The 15,124-nt window shown below is 68.8% G+C and carries 14 protein-coding genes; 8 read left to right on the top strand and 6 right to left on the bottom strand.

Features of this window, described 5'->3' with window-relative positions:
• Positions 1–451: 451 nt before the first annotated feature.
• Positions 452–1,429, top strand: coding sequence for a Bug family tripartite tricarboxylate transporter substrate binding protein (locus AOZ49_RS20150; protein WP_054477367.1), 978 nt, complete (start codon positions 452–454; stop codon positions 1,427–1,429).
• A 19-nt stretch (positions 1,430–1,448) separates the two neighbouring features.
• On the opposite strand, the gene AOZ49_RS20145 is transcribed toward AOZ49_RS20150, so the two are convergent.
• The 3 genes from AOZ49_RS20145 to AOZ49_RS20135 form a co-directional block, all read right to left on the bottom strand.
• Complete coding sequence (locus AOZ49_RS20145) at positions 1,449–2,225, bottom strand: ABC transporter ATP-binding protein (protein ID WP_054477427.1); 777 nt, start codon at positions 2,223–2,225, stop codon at positions 1,449–1,451.
• A 5-nt stretch (positions 2,226–2,230) separates the two neighbouring features.
• Complete coding sequence (locus AOZ49_RS20140) at positions 2,231–3,901, bottom strand: ABC transporter permease (RefSeq protein ID WP_054477365.1); 1,671 nt, start codon at positions 3,899–3,901, stop codon at positions 2,231–2,233.
• 152 nt (positions 3,902–4,053) lie between these two features.
• Entirely contained in the window at positions 4,054–5,097 is a 1,044-nt protein-coding gene (locus AOZ49_RS20135; RefSeq protein WP_054431423.1) for a Fe(3+) ABC transporter substrate-binding protein, read from the bottom strand.
• A 327-nt stretch (positions 5,098–5,424) separates the two neighbouring features.
• Here AOZ49_RS20135 and AOZ49_RS20130 point away from each other — a divergent pair, with 327 nt between their 5' ends.
• Positions 5,425–6,201: a ferredoxin--NADP reductase gene (locus AOZ49_RS20130; protein WP_054431424.1), complete on the top strand. Its 777-nt coding sequence runs from the start codon at positions 5,425–5,427 to the stop codon at positions 6,199–6,201.
• Between the two features lie 89 nt (positions 6,202–6,290).
• Here AOZ49_RS20130 and AOZ49_RS20125 read toward each other — a convergent pair whose 3' ends face one another.
• From AOZ49_RS20125 to AOZ49_RS20115, 3 genes are read right to left on the bottom strand one after another with little or no spacing between them, the layout of a single operon-like run.
• Positions 6,291–7,268, bottom strand: coding sequence for a Bug family tripartite tricarboxylate transporter substrate binding protein (locus AOZ49_RS20125; RefSeq protein WP_054431425.1), 978 nt, complete (start codon positions 7,266–7,268; stop codon positions 6,291–6,293).
• Positions 7,269–7,321: 53 nt separating this feature from the next.
• Entirely contained in the window at positions 7,322–7,705 is a 384-nt protein-coding gene (locus tag AOZ49_RS20120; protein WP_054477360.1) for an AtuA-related protein, read from the bottom strand.
• Entirely contained in the window at positions 7,702–9,060 is a 1,359-nt protein-coding gene (locus AOZ49_RS20115; RefSeq protein ID WP_054477358.1) for an acyclic terpene utilization AtuA family protein, read from the bottom strand. Before AOZ49_RS20115 ends, AOZ49_RS20120 begins: the two co-directional genes overlap by 4 nt.
• 100 nt (positions 9,061–9,160) lie before the next feature.
• Between AOZ49_RS20115 and AOZ49_RS20110 the strand changes: the two genes are divergently transcribed.
• The 6 genes from AOZ49_RS20110 to AOZ49_RS32585 all read left to right on the top strand — a co-directional run.
• Positions 9,161–10,063: a LysR family transcriptional regulator gene (locus tag AOZ49_RS20110; RefSeq protein WP_054477356.1), complete on the top strand. Its 903-nt coding sequence runs from the start codon at positions 9,161–9,163 to the stop codon at positions 10,061–10,063.
• A gap of 146 nt (positions 10,064–10,209) precedes the next feature.
• Positions 10,210–10,596: a Rid family detoxifying hydrolase gene (locus tag AOZ49_RS20105; RefSeq protein ID WP_006394795.1), complete on the top strand. Its 387-nt coding sequence runs from the start codon at positions 10,210–10,212 to the stop codon at positions 10,594–10,596.
• Positions 10,597–10,635: 39 nt separating this feature from the next.
• On the top strand, positions 10,636–12,726 hold the full coding sequence (gene recG, locus AOZ49_RS20100) for an ATP-dependent DNA helicase RecG (protein WP_054431429.1): 2,091 nt from the start codon (positions 10,636–10,638) through the stop codon (positions 12,724–12,726).
• A 96-nt stretch (positions 12,727–12,822) separates the two neighbouring features.
• Positions 12,823–13,773 (top strand): LysR substrate-binding domain-containing protein, encoded by a 951-nt coding sequence (locus AOZ49_RS20095; protein WP_054477353.1) that lies wholly within the window; start codon positions 12,823–12,825, stop codon positions 13,771–13,773.
• 118 nt (positions 13,774–13,891) lie between these two features.
• Entirely contained in the window at positions 13,892–14,392 is a 501-nt protein-coding gene (locus AOZ49_RS20090; RefSeq protein WP_006394798.1) for a Dps family protein, read from the top strand.
• Positions 14,393–14,771: 379 nt separating this feature from the next.
• A partial coding sequence (locus tag AOZ49_RS32585) for a hypothetical protein (protein ID WP_156355689.1) occupies positions 14,772–15,124 on the top strand: 353 nt, incomplete at its 3' end.

Below are 15,124 nucleotides of genomic sequence, written 5' to 3'. Positions count from 1 at the left end.
ACCCGCCGCGAAAGCGCGGCGGGCGCAAGCGACCAATGGCGAGGCGTTCACAGCGGCCGCGGCCGTGTGGATGCGGTACGGATGAGAGACCCTGTCAGGCAGGTCCGGGCCAAGGCAATGCGAATGGTCTGCCGCCAGGAATGCGGCAAGGAAATTCGAACGTGCTAGACGCGGCCTGCAACGGGGGAAGTCTGTTGTTGCATGGTGCTTTCCTCCTGTGCAGTACGGTGTGTGGGGGTAGGGCGCCGCATCGGGCGCGGCGCCTCGGGGCCGGCGAAGCCGCGACGCAATCAAGGCGCCGCTTGCCGGGAAGTCCGCACTGTATCACCGATCGCGGCGGATTGATCGGCGCACGTGCGAAGAACTGCGATTTCGTTCTTCATGGCGTCTGAATTGCGCCACACAGTATGATGCGCATCCCTAACGTGATAACAATCGGGATGGAGACATCATGCAACGCTTTACCCTGAACGCGCTGCGCGGCCTGGCCGCGCTGGCGCTGGTCCATGGCGCCGCCGCGGCGCAGGCCGCCGGCTATCCGGCCAAGCCCATCGTGTTCATCGTGCCGTACACCGCCGGTGGCACCACCGACCTGGTGGCGCGCACGGCCGGCGCGAAGGTCGCCGAGAAGCTGGGCCAGCCGGTCATCGTCGAGAACCGTCCGGGCGCCGGCGGCAACATCGGCATGGACGCCGTGGCCAAGGCCGCGCCGGACGGCTACACCATCGGCTTCGGCGCCATCTCCACCAACGCGCTGAACCCCTTCGTCTACCCGTCGATGCCGTTCGATCCGACCAAGGACTTCACCGGCATCAGCATGCTGGGCGCGTCCTCGGTGGTGCTGGAAACCGGCCCGTCGCTCAAGGTCGACAGCGTCAAGGACCTGGTGGCCTATGCCAAGCAGCACGCCGGCACCGCCTTCGGCACGCCCGGCACCGGCACCTCGATGCACCTGGCCGGCGTCATGTTCGACCAGCTCACCGGCGCCGGCATGCAGCACATCCCCTACAAGGGCAGCGCGCAGGCGCTGAACGACCTGCTGGGCGGCCACCTGCCGATCATGTTCGACAACCTGCCGGCCTCGCTGCCGCACATCAAGTCGGGCAAGGTCCATGCGCTGGCGGTCACCGGCAGCAAGCGCGCGCCGGCCTTGCCGGACGTGCCGACGCTGGCCGAGCTGGGCTATGGCGGGGCGGCGGTGGATCCGTGGTTCGCGGTCTATGGCCCGGCCAAGCTGCCGCCGGAAATCACGGCCGCGCTGAGCGAAGCCTTCCAGGCGGCGCTGGCGATGCCGGACGTCAAGGACAAGCTGGAGCAGGCCGGTTTCATGCCCTATGGCTCGACGCCCGCCGAAGTCGAGCGCCTGACCCGCAGCCAGTACGAGTCGTTCAAGGCGCTGTCGCAGAAGGTCAAGCTGTCGGCCGACTGAGCGCCGCGCGGTCCGTGGATCAGCGGCCGCGCTCGAACACCTGTTCGCGCTGCTCGGCCAGCGCTTCGCGCCGGATGAAGTCGCGCACGAAGTCGTCGGCCGGGTGGTGGTGCAGGTTGTAGGGCGTGTCCCACTGCGCGATGCGCCCGGCCGCCATCACGCCGATGCGGTCGGCGATGGCGAAGGCCTCGGCCTGGTTGTGCGTCACCAGGATGGCGGTGTGGCCGGTGGTCTTGAGGATCTCGCGCACCTCGAAGGCGAGGCGTTCGCGCGTGCCCACGTCCAGATTGGAAAACGGTTCGTCGAGCAGCAGCAGGTCGGGCGAGGGCGCCAGGGCCCGGGCCAGGGCCACGCGCTGCTGCTGGCCGCCGGAGATTTCGTGCGGATAGCTGTTGGCGACGTGCACCAGGCCGACCAGGGTCAGCATTTCCTCGACCCGGCGCGCGCGTTCGGCGCGCTCCAGGCGGCGCAGGCCGAAGGCCACGTTCTGCGCCACCGACAGGTGCGGGAACAGCGCGTAGTCCTGGAACATCATGCCGACGCGGCGCTTTTCCGGGGCAACCTGTTCGGTGGGCGAGGAGATGACCGTGCCGTCCAGCAGGATGCGGCCGGCGCGTACCGGCTCGAAGCCGGCGATGGCGCGCAGCACGGTGGTCTTGCCGCAGCCGGATTCGCCCAGCAGGCAGCCGATGTGGCCGGCCGGCAGGCCCAGCGTCAGGTCCTGCACCACGGGGCGCAGGCCCTTGGGCGTGTCGTGCGCCAGCGAAAGATGATCGAGTTCGAGCAGATCGGGCACGATGTTCAATGTCCCATTTTCAGATTGGTGCGGGCCAGCAGGATGACGGGCAGCAGGCCGGCCAGCACGATCGCGAGCGCGGCGACCGCGCCTTCCTCGTAGGTGCCGCGGGCCGCTTCGGCATAGAGCCAGGTGGCGAGCGTGTCGAAATTCATGGGCCGCAGCAGCAGCGTGGCCGGCAGTTCCTTCATGGCGTCCACGAACACCAGCAGCGCGCTGGCCGCCAGCGCCGGGCGCAGCAGCGGCAGGTGGACGCGGCGCAGGGTGCCGGCCGAGCTTTCGCCCAGCAGGCGCGAGGCCTGCTCCAGCGACGGCGGGATGCGCGCCAGGCCGGCCTCGAGCGCGCCGGTGGAAATGGCCAGGAAGCGGATGGCGTAGGCGCACACCAGCGCCGCCATCGAGCCCATCAGGAACAGACCGCTGCCGCCGAAGACCTTGGCCACGGCGGTGTCGATCCAGACGAACGGCGTCAGCAGGCCGATGGCCAGCACGGTGCCGGGCGCGGCGTAGCCCAGGCTGGCGACGCGGGCGCAGGCGCGGCCCGGGTTGAAGCCGGCGCTCTCGCGCAGGGTGCGTCCGGCCCAGGCCACGATCAGGCCGCAGACCAGCGTCACGAGGGTGGCGCTGAACGCCACGATCAGCGTGTTGCTCAAGCCGTTGAGCAGTTGGCGGGAGACGCCGCCCACCATGTGCAGGCGCTTGTAGGTCTCGACGACCAGGTACAGCGCCGGGGCGATGAAGCCGATCAGCACCGGGATCCAGCCCAGCACCGCCGCCAGCGCGGCGGCCGCGCCGCGCAGCCGGCGCGGCTGCATCGGCCGCATGCGTTGCGTGTTGGCGTAGCGCTGGCGCTTGCGGCCATGGCGCTCCAGCAGGATCAGGCCGATCACGATGGCCAGCATGGTCAGCGCGATCTGCGCCGCGCCGGCCAGGTCCGAGCGCGTGACCCAGGTGGTGTAGACCGACACGGTCAGCGTCTGCACGCCCAGGAATTCCGAGGCGCCGATGTCGTTCAGGGTTTCCAGCAGCGCCAGGCTGACGCCGACCACGATGGCCGGGCGCGCCAGCGGCAGCGCCACGCGGAAGAACACGCCGTAGCGGCCCGCGCCCAGCGTGCGCGCCGCTTCCAGCAGGCTGGCGGCCTGCGTCATGAACATGACGCGGGTGCTGAGATAGACGTAGGGGTAGAGCACGAAGCCCAGCACGAAGATCGCGCCGTAGATCGAGCGCAGGTCCGGCAGCCGGAACTGGCGCGGGCTGTCATAGCCCAGCAGCGCGCGGATGGCGCTCTGGATCGGGCCGATCGGGTGCAGCAGGTCGAGATAGGCGAAGGCGATGATGTAGGTCGGCACCGCCAGCGGCAGCAGCAGCGCCCAGGTCAGGGCGCGCCGCGAGGGGAATTCGTAGGCCGTCACCAGCCAGGCCGAGCCGGTCCCCAGCAGCGTCACCAGCACGCCGACGCCGGCTAGCAGCGCGGCGGTGTTGGCCAGCGCCTGCGGCAGCACGTAGGTGGCCAGATGGCGCCAGTGCGACAGGTCGCCGCCCAGGGCCCACCAGACCAGGGTCAGCACCGGCGCCAGCACCGCCAGGCCGATGAGGGAGGCGCCAGCCAGCCAGCCGGCGCCGCGTTCAGCCCAGCGCAAACGCAGCGGCCGGGGCAGGGAATCTGTATGCATGCTTCACAAGGGTTGCTGCGGGAAAGGCGCCACGCGGGCGGCGCCTATAGTAGCGTCAAGGCCTGCCGCCGCCCGTCCCGGGGGGTTCCGGGCGAGCGGGGGCAGGCCTGAGTGCCGCGAGGCGGCGCCGGCGGGCGCCGCCTGGCCGCGTTTTAGTTGTCGAAACCGACCTTGTCCACCAGCTCGCTGGCTTGCTTGCGGTACTTGGCGATCTCGGTCAGGGGCAGGGGATCGACCTTCAGTTCGCCGAAGCTGGCGATGACCGGGTCGAGCTTGACGCCCTTGCGCACCGGGTACTCGTAGTTGGCCTGCGCGTACAGCGCCTGGGCCGGCTCGGAGACCAGGTAGTCCAGCAGCTTGATGGCGTTGGCCTTGTTGGGCGCGTGGGCGGCCACGGCGGCGCCGCTGACGTTCACGTGGGTGCCGCCGCTCTTCTCGTTGGCGAAGGTCGGGCGGATCACCTTGATGGCGTCGCCCCATTTGCGGGCGTCGGTGCCGGCTTCGGCGTTCTTCATGTGGCCGACGTAATAGGCGTTGGCCAGGCCGATGTCGCAGATGCCGCCCAGGATGTCGCGGGCCACGTCGCGGTCGCCGCCGGCGGCCTTGCGGGCCAGGTTGGCCTTGACGCCGCGCAGCCACTTCTCGGTGGCCTCGGCGCCGTCATGGGCGATCATGGAGGCGACCATGGCGGTGTTGTAGGGGTGCTGGCCCGAGCGGATGCAGACCTTGCCCTTCCATTTCGGGTCGGCCAGGTCTTCGTAGCGGAAGGATTCCAGCTTCAGGTCCTTTTCGACGTACAGCACGCGGTCGCGCAGCGACAGGGCGTACCACTTGCCATCGGCGCCGCGCAGGTTGGCGGGGATGACCGATTCCAGCGTGGCCGACTTGACCGACTGCGTCACGCCGCCGTCCACCAGGTCCAGCAGGTTGCCGATGTCGACGGTCATCAGCACGTCGGCGGGCGACTTGGCGCCTTCGGCCTTGACGCGCTCGAGCAGGCCGTCCTTGACGAAGACGGTGTTGACCTTGATGCCGCTTTCCTTGGTGAAGGCGTCCAGCAGCGGCTGGATCAGCTTCGGTTCCCGGGTGGTGTAGAGGCTGACTTCCTCGGCCGCGTGGGCCGGGACGGCGAAGGCGGCGGCGCCGGCCAGGGCCAGGGCGCGCAGCAGGGTGGTCATTTGGGGACGCATGGACATAACGGGAACTCCGGCAAGGGTTGCGGCGGCCGGCGCGTAAACGCCGCCGCCGCTCAAAGCGGTCTGCTAACGAAAATGATTATCAAGTCAGAGCGGCACGATAACAGGAAGTTTTATCGTGTTCAACTAGATGTAAGACTGACGCTAAGACCCTTGATCCCCATCAATACGGCATAAGCGTATTACGGAATAATGAGAGCAATTATCATCAAGTCCCTGTAGAATAGGGACAACCCTAATACCGGGCGCGTCTTTTGTGCGCCGCGGCGAACCCCAGCGGGGCAGGTTGGGCATGATGTCCTTTGTTCCGCGCTTACTAGATACGACATGGCTGCTTTCAATACCGAGCGTGTACTGAGCGTGCACCACTGGAACGACACCCTGTTCTCCTTCACCACCACGCGTGACGCGGCCCTGCGGTTCCACAACGGCCACTTCGTCATGATCGGCCTGGAAGTCGAAGGCAAGCCGCTGCTGCGGGCCTACAGCATCGCCAGCGCCAACTACGAAGAAAACCTCGAATTCCTCAGCATCAAGGTGCAGAACGGTCCGCTGACCTCGCGCCTGCAACACCTGAAGGAAGGCGACACCATCCTGGTCAGCCGCAAGCCGGTCGGCACCCTGGTGGTCGACGATCTCAAGCCGGGCAAGCACCTGTTCCTGTTCGGCACGGGCACCGGCCTGGCGCCCTTCATGAGCATCATCAAGGACCCGGACGTCTACGAACGTTTCGACAAGGTCATCCTGGTGCACGGCGTGCGCTGGGTCAGCGAACTTGCCTACGCCGACTTCATCGAAAACGAGCTGCCGAACAACGAGTTCTTCGGCGACGTGGTGCGCGACAAGCTGGTTTACTACCCGACCGTCACGCGCGAGCCGTTCCGCAACCAGGGCCGCATCACCGAGCTGATGGAAAACGGCAAGCTGTGCGCCGACATCGGCATTCCCCAGATCAACCCCGAAACCGATCGCGCCATGATCTGCGGCAGCCCGCACATGCTGGCCGACATCAGCGCCATGCTGGACAAGCGCGGCTTCGTGGTGTCGCCGGGCGTGGGCCAGCCGGGCGACTACGTGGTCGAGCGCGCCTTCGTCGACAAATAAATCGCGGTTCACCCGCGCCAGCAAAAAGCCCCGTCACGCATGCGACGGGGCTTTTTGTTTCTGGCGTCAGCGCGTTGAGCGGGTGGGCCTCATTCCGGCTGGATGCCGGCCTTCTTGATGATGTCGCCCCACTTCTTCGACTCGGCTTGCTGGAACTGCGCCAGTTCGTCCGGCGTGGAGCTGGCCGGGTCGGTGCCGGTCTGGGCGTAGAACTGCTTGGCCGGCGCGCTCTGCGTGGCCTTGACCAGCAGCTCGTTCAAGCGCTTGACCACGTCGGGCGGCGTGCCGGCCGGCGCATAGGCCGCGAACCAGTAGCCCATCTCGTAGCCCGGCACGCCGGACTCGGCGATGGTGGGCACGTCCGGCGCCAGCGGCGAGCGGGTCAGCCCGGTGACGCCCAGCGCGCGCAGCTTGCCCGACTTGACCTGCGGCAGGCCGGTGGCGGTGTCGGTGATCATCATGTCGATCTGGCCGCCGAGCAGGTCAGTGACGGCCAGCGGGTTGCTCTTGTAGGGCACGTGCAGCAGCTGCACCCCGGCCATCTGCTGCAGCAGCTCGCCGGCAATGCGGCTGCTGGAGCTGCCGCTGCCAAAACTCAGCTTACCGGGCGACTGGCGCGCCTGCGCCAGGAAGTCGCCGACCGACTTGGCGGTCGAATTGGGGTTGACCACCATGATCTGGCCGCCCTTGCCGAGCAGCGAGATCGGCGCGTAGTCCTTGACCGGGTGGTAGGTCAGCGTCTTGTACAGGTGTTCGTTGGCGGCGTGGGTGGTGTTGGTGGTGATCAGCACCGTGTAGCCGTCGGGGGCGGCTCGGGCCGCGGTGGCGGCGCCGATCATGGCGCTGGCGCCGGGCTTGTTCTCGATCACCACGGCCTGGCCGGTCTGCTCGGTGACGCCCTGGCCGATGGCGCGGCCGATCTGGTCGGTGGCGCTGCCGGCGGCGAACGGCACGATGAAGGTGATCGGCTTGGCCGGAAAGGCGCCGGCCGTGCCGCCCTGGGCCAGGGCGGTCAGCGGCAAGGCCGCCAGCAGCAGGGCCAGCCGGCCCTTGAGGGTAAAGCGCATGGTGTGTCTCCTGTCGTGTGTTGTGTGTGTTGTTGTCGTGGGGGGCTGCGGGGTCAGGCGGGGGCGGGGTGGTCGCCCGGAATGTCGGGCAGACGGGCGGCCAGCGCGGGGCTGACCTGGACCGTCATGTCCAGCAAGCGGAAGGACAGGCTCTTGCCGTGCGCGTCCAGGTTGAGGGCGTCGTTGACGCCGCCGTCCAGCACGCCTTCGAGCACGAAGTTCATGGCGTGCAGGGTCGGCAGCAGGTAGCGGGTGACGCGGGCCGGCTGGCGGTAGGCGAACCAGGCGGCCACGCGCGCCTCGGTGACCTGCGCGGCCAGCGCCTCGTAGCATTCGGGGTCCCAGGCGATCAGGCTGAGATTGGAGGTGTCGCCCTTGTCGCCGGAGCGGCTGTGGCCCAGGCGGTACAGGGGGACGGCTATCGACGGGGTGTTCATTGCGGGATCTCGTCCAGGAAGCGCCAGCCGCTGTGGACGGCGTCGCGGGGGATGGTGCAGGACACCATGTTCAGGCGCGGGCGCAGCGCGGTGCGCACGCCGCCGCCGCCGGCCGGGCCGCAGGTGTAGAGCGCGGTGACTTCGCGCAGCACGCGCTCGGCCACGGCGCGGTCGGCGTGCTCGCCGGCGATCCGCAGCCGCACGTCGCGGGCGTGGCCGTCGGGGCGGCCCTGGCGCAGGGCGCCGGCGTCGTCGTCGAGGATGCTGAGGGCGCCGATCAGGTCGGCGCGCAGGCGCAGCGCCGAGCCGAGGCGCTTTTGCACGATGTCGGCGGCCAGGCGGGCGCGCGCCTCGGCCTGCACGCCGGCGTAGGAAATCTCGGCCTCGGCCAGCCAGCCGCCGCGATAGCAGACGTTGACCTTCAGTTCGGCGGGGCGGGCATGGCCGGTGATGCCGCGCACCGCGACGCGGTCGCCGCCCAGATCCTCGACCCGGGCCTGGCTCAGGTCGGCGATCACGTCGGGCGTCAGGTAGCGGGCGGGGTCGTGCACTTCGTACAGCAGTTGTTCCTTGACCGTGCGGGCGTCCACCATGCCGCCGGTGTCGGCGGCCTTGCCGATGACGAATTCGCCGTCGGCGTCGATCTCGGCGATGGGAAAGCCGGCGGCGTGCACGTCGGGCACTTCCTTCAGGCCGGGCACGCAGAAGTAGCCGCCGGTGACCTGCAGGCCGCATTCGAGCATGTGGCCGGCCATGGTGGCGCGACCCAGCCGGGCCCAGTCGTCCCGATTCCAACCGAAATGCGCCAGCGCCGGACCCAGCGTCAGCGACGGGTCGGCGACGCGGCCGGCAACGACGATCTGCGCGCCGGCGGCCAGCGCCTCGGCGATCTCGGTGGCGCCCAGGTAGGCGGTGGCGCTGACCACATCGACGCCATCCAGCGCCGCGCCCAGGCGTTGTCGCAGCAGCTCGCGCTGGGCCGGCGCGTCGAGCGCGTCGCCATGGATCACGGCGATGCGCGGCGCGGGCAGGCCTTGCTGCGCGGCCAGTTCGGCGATGCGGCGGGCGGCGCCGACCGGGTTGGCGGCGCCGAAGTTGCTGACGATGGCGATGCCGTGGCGCAGGCAGTCGGCCAGGACCGGCGCCACCAGTTCGTCGAGCAGCGGCTCGTAGCCGCGGCGCGGGTCGTCGTTGCGCGCCAGTTGCGCCAGCGCCAGGGTGCGTTCGGCCAGCGTTTCGAAGATCAGCGTGCCGCCGCCCCGGGCGGCCAGCGTGCGCACCACGGCGGCGGCGCCGTCGCTGCGGTCGCCGGAAAAGCCGGAGGCGCAGCCGATGAGCAGGGGAGAGGAAGGCATAAGGGTCCAGGCAGGGCGCGTAAGGGAATCCGGAGCCACTATAGGCAGCGCTCGCTCATCAGTAAAATAGAAATATCGGATCAATTAATCCAGAAAAGCCATGAATCTATCCGCCCGGCAATTGCGCGCTTTCGTGGCCCTGGCCGACGAACGCCACTTCACCCGCGCCGCGCAGCGCTGCCACCTGACGCAGCCGGCCTTCAGCGCACTGATCCGCCAGCTGGAGGAGAGCGCCGGCCTGCGGCTGTTCGACCGCAATACCCGCAACGTCGAGTTGACCGCCGAAGGCCGGGTGCTGGACGCGTCGGCGCGGCGCCTGCTGGCCGACATGGACCTGGTGATGGAGGACCTGCGCGACCACGCCGCCCGCCGGCGCGGCCGGGTGGCGCTGGCGGCGCTGCCGTCGCTGGCGGCGGGCTGGCTGCCGCCGCTGCTGGCGCGGTTCCGCGAGCAGCATCCGGGCATCGCGGTGGACCTGCGCGACGCCTTGCTCGATCCCTGCCTGGACATGGTGCGCGACGGCCAGGTGGACTTCGCGGTGGCGTCGCGGCGGCCGGACATGAGCGACCTGGACAGCGAATTCCTGCACGCCGACCGCTATTTCCTGGTGTGCCGCGCCGACCATCCGCTGGCGGCGATGGCGCGCGTGCGGCTGCGCGACGTGGCCCGCCACGCGGTGATCCAGCTGGCGCGCAATAGCAGCGTGCGCAAGCACCTGGACGCGGCCTTCGGCGCCGAGGCGCCGCCGCCCGTGTTCGAGGTCGAGCACCTGGCCACGGTTACCGGGCTGGTGCGCGCCGGTCTGGGCGTGGCGGTGGTGCCGGCGATGACGCTGTTCCATTTCGGCGGCGCCGACCTGCGCATCGTGCCGCTGGCGGGCAAGGCGTTGCTGCGGCCCCTGTACCTGGTCTGGCGCCAGGGGCGCAGCCTGCCGCTGGCGGCACAGGCGCTGTACGACCTGCTGTGGGCCAGCCGGGCGGAGATCGGCGCGGCGTTCCGATGACGGATTGCATTTGCGCGTCGTGAAGAGTGGGTAACATGGAAAGCCTGGGTTGGTTCGCGGGCTGGTTCGCATGAGCCTTTCGCAAAACCCTATTGCCGATTAAAATCCGATAGTTGTAGCTATCCGTCACCAGAAGGATTCCGCCCATGAGCAAGCAAATCATCCACACCGACGCCGCGCCCGCCGCCGTTGGCCCTTACTCGCAAGCGGTTGCCGTCAGCGGCACCAAGACCGTCTACCTGTCGGGCCAGATCGGCCTGGAGCCGGGCACCGGCGACCTGGTCTCCGAGAATTTCGATGCGCAGGTGCGCCAGGCCTTCGCCAACATGACGGCGGTGGTCGAAGCCGCCGGCGGCACGCTGGACAAGGTGGTCAAGCTGACGCTGTTCCTGACCGACCTGGGCAAGTTCACCGCCGCCAACGCCATCATGGCCGAGTTGATTCCGCAGCCGTTCCCGGCCCGTTCCACGGTCGGCGTGGCCAGCCTGCCCAAGGGCGCGCAGTTCGAGGTCGAGGCCATCCTGGTCCTGTAAACGCCGCCCACGCGCGTTTTTCCAGAGGTTTCCCCCCATATGCCGGCCGCGGCCGTGGCAACCAAGCGATCCGGCGCCGAACCCAAAGGCGCCGGCAAAGCCATGACGGATACGGAGCGCAAGCTGCGTAACCTGGGCCTGGTGCTGCCCGAGGACTTCGTGCTGCACCTGCCGCTGCGCTACGAGGACGAGACCCGGGTCATTCCGATCAGCCAGTTGCGGCCCGGCTTTGCCGGCCAGGTCGAAGGCGAGATCACCAAATCCGAAGTGCTGTACCGGCCGCGGCGCCAACTGACCGCGACGCTGGCCGATGACAGCGGCGAACTGCAATTGCGCTGGCTGAATTTCTACCCCAGCCAGCAGAAGCAGGTCACCGTCGGCAAGCGGCTGCGCGCGCGCGGCGAGGTGCGCGGCGGCCTGTTCGGGCGCGAGATGGTGCATCCGCGCATGACCAACGCCGACGCGCCGCTGCCCACGGCGCTGACGCCCGTCTATCCCACCACCGAAGGCCTGCCGCAGCTGACGCTGCGGCGCGCCATCGCGCAGGCGCTGGACCGCGCCGACCTGTCCGATACCCTGCCGCCGCAGGCGCTGGCGCGCTACGAGCTGTCGCCGTTCGAGCCGGCGATCCGCGCCTTGCACACGCCGGCCCAGGGCGAATCCGAGGCGGCCCTGCTGGAGCGCGTGCATCCGGCCTGGCGCCGCATCAAGTTCGATGAATTGCTGGCCCAGCAGCTGTCGCTGGCCGCCGCGCGCGCCGCGCGCCGCGTCAAGGAAGCCGAGGCGCTGCCGGTGCGCGACGAGGCCGGCGGCCTGGTGGACCGGCTGTATCAGGCGCTGCCGTTCAAGCTGACCGGCGCGCAGCAGCGGGTGGTGGCCGAGATCTCGGCCGACCTGGCGCGGCCGTATCCGATGCATCGCCTGTTGCAGGGCGACGTCGGCAGCGGCAAGACCGTGGTCGCCGCGATTGCCGCGGCCCAGGCCATCGCCGGGGGCGCGCAGGTGGCGCTGATGGCGCCCACCGAAATCCTGGCGGAACAGCATTTCCGCAAACTGGTGTCGTGGCTGCAGCCGCTGGGCGTGAATGTCGCCTGGCTCAGCGGCAGCCTGACGGCCAAGGCGCGCCGCGAGGCCGCCGCCGCGGCGGCGGACGGCAGCGTGCAATTGGTGGTGGGCACCCAGGCCCTGATCCAGGACCATGTCGAATTCCACCGGCTGGGGCTGTCGATCGTCGACGAGCAGCACCGCTTCGGCGTCGGCCAGCGCCTGGCGCTGACGCGCAAGGGCGAGACGGTGCGCGGCCGCATCGTGCCGCACCAGCTCAACATGAGCGCGACGCCGATTCCGCGCACGCTGGCCATGACCTTCTTCGCCGACCTGGACGTGTCGGTGATCGACGAACTGCCGCCGGGCCGCACGCCGGTGCTGACCAAGCTGGTGTCGGACGCGCGCCGCGAGGAAGTCATCGCCCACATCGCGCAGGGCGCGCGCGGCGGCCGGCAGGCCTATTGGGTCTGTCCGCTGGTCGAGGAAAGCGAAGCCCTCGAGTTGCAGACCGCGGTCGACACCTACGAGGGCATGCGCGCCGACCTGCCGGACCTGCGCATCGGCCTGGTGCACGGCCGCCTGCCGCAGGCCGAGAAGGCCGCCGTGATGCAGGCCTTCCGCGAAGGCGAGATCGACCTGCTGGTGGCGACCACCGTGATCGAGGTCGGGGTGGACGTACCCAATGCCTCGATGATGGTGATCGAGCACGCCGAGCGCTTCGGCCTGGCGCAGCTGCACCAGCTGCGCGGCCGGGTGGGGCGCGGCACCGCCGAGTCCGTCTGCGTCCTGATCTACCAGACGCCGCTGTCGCAGGTGGCGCGCGAACGCCTGCGCGCCATGTTCGAAACCTCCGATGGCTTCGAGATCGCGCGCCGCGACCTGGAGCTGCGCGGTCCGGGCGAATTCCTGGGCACGCGCCAGTCCGGCATGGCGCTGCTGCGTTTCGCCGATCTGGAGACCGACGCCGAAATCGCCGAACAGGCGCGCGATGCCGCGGTCTGGCTGCGCGCCGAACATCCCGCCGCCGTCGAGGCGCACCTGGCCCGCTGGATGCGGGGCCGGGAAGACTTCCTGCGCACCTAGGGCGCATCGACCCAGCGGATGAATGCCACCATGACCTTCCCATTTTCCAGCGCCGCCCGCCGGGCGCGCGCTCAACTCCCGGGGGCGTAGTCCACCATGACTCTCACCGAACTGAAATGCATCGTGGCGGTGGCGCGCGAGCGCCATTTCGGCCGGGCGGCCGAGGCCTGTTTCGTCAGCCAGCCCACGCTGTCGGTGGCGATCCGCAAGCTCGAGGACGAGCTGGGCGTGACGCTGTTCGAGCGGGGCGGGGCTGAAGTGGGCGTGACGCCCATCGGCCAGCGCATCGTCGCGCAGGCGCAGAAGGTGCTGGAGGAAAGCGCCAGCATCAAGGAGATCGCGCGCCAGGGGCATGACCCGCTGGCCGGTCCGCTGCGGGTCGGCGTGATCCACACCATCGGCCCGTACCTGCTGCCGCGCCTGGTGCCGGTGCAGATCGGCCGCACTCCGCAGATGCCGCTGCTGCTGCAGGAGAACTTCACCGTGCGGCTGGTGGAACTGCTGCGCCAGGGCGAGATCGACTGCGCCATCATGGCGCTGCCGCTGCCGGAAGCGGGGCTGGTGATGCAGCCGCTGTACGACGAGCCGTTCGTGGTGGCGGTGCCGCAGGACCACGAGCTGGCGCAGCGCGAATCGATCGACGCGCAGGACCTGAAGCAGCAGACCATGTTGCTGCTGGGCAGCGGCCACTGTTTCCGCGACCAGGTGCTGGAGGTGTGTCCGGAGCTGTCGCGCTTCTCGGCCGCCAGCGACGGCATCCAGCGCACCTTCGAGGGCTCGTCGCTGGAGACCATCCGCCACATGGTCGCGGCCGGCATCGGCGTGACGGTGCTGCCGGTGACGGCGGTGCCGGAGCAGCCGCCATCCAACAGCCTGCTGCGCTACCTGCCGTTCGAGGGCCACGTGCCCGAGCGCCGCGTGGTGCTGGCCTGGCGCCGCAGCTTCCCGCGACTGGCGGCGATCGAGGCGCTGGCCCAGGCGGTGTACGAATGCGAACTGCCCGGCGTGCGGATGTTGTCGGACGAAGCCGCGGCCGTACAGGATTGAAATTGCGGGCGCATTTGCGCACGATCAAGCCGCGGCGCGCCGGTCTGTTCCCGCACCGGATTGTCGCAGTCGCGGTGTTATCCTAGTTTTGTCTACCAACCCCAACAGGGAGCTAGCAATGGCAAAGTCCTCCAAGAAGACCCCCAGCGTTCCGCGCATCAACATCGGCATCTCTGACAAGGACCGTGCCGCCGTCGCCGGCGAGCTGTCCAAGCTGCTGGCCGATTCGTACACCTTGTACCTGATGACGCACAACTTCCACTGGAACGTCACGGGGCCCATGTTCAATACGCTGCACCTGATGTTCATGACCCAGTACACCGAGTCGTGGAACGCGCTGGACAGCATCGCCGAGCGCATCCGCGCGCTGGGCCACTATGCGCCGGGCACGTACCGCGAGTACGGCAAGCTGTCGTCCATCGCCGAGCCGGACTCGGTGCCGGAAGCGCTGGAAATGGTGCGCCTGCTGGTCAACGCCAATGAATCGGTCGCCAAGACCGCCCGCGCCGCCTTCGAGAAGGCCGACGCCGCCAACGACCAGCCCACCGCCGATCTGCTGACGCAGCGCCTGGACGTGCACGAAAAGAACGCCTGGATGCTGCGCAGCCTGCTGCAGTAAACATGGCGATGGCGCCCAATGCGGGCGCCTGCAATCATCCAACCCGGCGCCTCACGGCGCCGGGTTTTTTTGCGCTCGAAAAAATGCGGGATCGGGCGACGCCCGGAATCATCGCTGCCGCCGTGTCGAGGAAAAGTGTCCGCTTTGCGGCTGTCTCGCATTTTGACGCAAGAGGCGGCGCGCTATACCGAAGCACGGATATGCCGGCGTTGTTCGCCGACGTATAAGTGACTGCTGCCTGCCTTCGGTTTTCCCCCTCGTTGCCTACCTAGAATTTTCATCGCGCTTGCCCGCAGGCAGCGCGTATGTCCATTCATTTCCGAAGGAGTTTCGTCGAGCGCCGTCGCGATGACGGTGGCCGACGTCTGCGTAGGCAATCATGAAGATATCCCATTCGCCCGAGCCGAGCGCGACATGCGTGGCATTGAAGAAAAAACCCACCGGCACGCTGTCCACGTCACGGATTCCGTTTCGCTTGAACAGGACGACCGCGGCCCTCTGCGCGGGTTTGATGGTTTCGGGCTACTTTTCCTCCGCGATCGCCGCGACCGGCGCGCAGACCGTCAGGCTGCCGGCCCAGGAAGATCCGTACTCGCTGGAAGAGGTCGACGGGCTGGGCGCGACAGGCAGTTCCGCCTATGTCTTCAGTACGCCGGACGGGGCCGACGTCGAGGCGAACCGAGTGTCTGTCGGTGGGAGCACGGTGGTCACGGGGGGGCAAGGGGACCGGGG

This window comes from Achromobacter sp. 2789STDY5608615, from assembly GCF_001298995.1.
In the GTDB taxonomy this organism is placed as follows: domain Bacteria; phylum Pseudomonadota; class Gammaproteobacteria; order Burkholderiales; family Burkholderiaceae_B; genus Achromobacter; species Achromobacter insuavis.
The sequence above is the reverse complement of the archived record's forward strand: the minus strand, read 5'-3'. Positions and strand labels throughout refer to the sequence as shown.

Excerpts from the sequence above, each read along its gene's own strand:
- AOZ49_RS20150 (WP_054477367.1), top strand. The coding sequence starts at position 452 with ATGCAACGCTTTACCCTGAACGCGCTGCGCGGCCTGGCCGCGCTGGCG.
- AOZ49_RS20115 (WP_054477358.1), bottom strand. The coding sequence starts at position 9,060 with ATGCCTTCCTCTCCCCTGCTCATCGGCTGCGCCTCCGGCTTTTCCGGC.
- AOZ49_RS20135 (WP_054431423.1), bottom strand. The coding sequence starts at position 5,097 with ATGTCCATGCGTCCCCAAATGACCACCCTGCTGCGCGCCCTGGCCCTG.
- AOZ49_RS20125 (WP_054431425.1), bottom strand. The coding sequence starts at position 7,268 with ATGCGCTTTACCCTCAAGGGCCGGCTGGCCCTGCTGCTGGCGGCCTTG.
- AOZ49_RS20130 (WP_054431424.1), top strand. The coding sequence starts at position 5,425 with ATGGCTGCTTTCAATACCGAGCGTGTACTGAGCGTGCACCACTGGAAC.
- AOZ49_RS20140 (WP_054477365.1), bottom strand. The coding sequence starts at position 3,901 with ATGCATACAGATTCCCTGCCCCGGCCGCTGCGTTTGCGCTGGGCTGAA.
- recG (WP_054431429.1), top strand. The coding sequence starts at position 10,636 with ATGCCGGCCGCGGCCGTGGCAACCAAGCGATCCGGCGCCGAACCCAAA.
- AOZ49_RS20120 (WP_054477360.1), bottom strand. The coding sequence starts at position 7,705 with ATGAACACCCCGTCGATAGCCGTCCCCCTGTACCGCCTGGGCCACAGC.
- AOZ49_RS20090 (WP_006394798.1), top strand. The coding sequence starts at position 13,892 with ATGGCAAAGTCCTCCAAGAAGACCCCCAGCGTTCCGCGCATCAACATC.
- AOZ49_RS20095 (WP_054477353.1), top strand. The coding sequence starts at position 12,823 with ATGACTCTCACCGAACTGAAATGCATCGTGGCGGTGGCGCGCGAGCGC.
- AOZ49_RS20105 (WP_006394795.1), top strand. The coding sequence starts at position 10,210 with ATGAGCAAGCAAATCATCCACACCGACGCCGCGCCCGCCGCCGTTGGC.
- AOZ49_RS20110 (WP_054477356.1), top strand. The coding sequence starts at position 9,161 with ATGAATCTATCCGCCCGGCAATTGCGCGCTTTCGTGGCCCTGGCCGAC.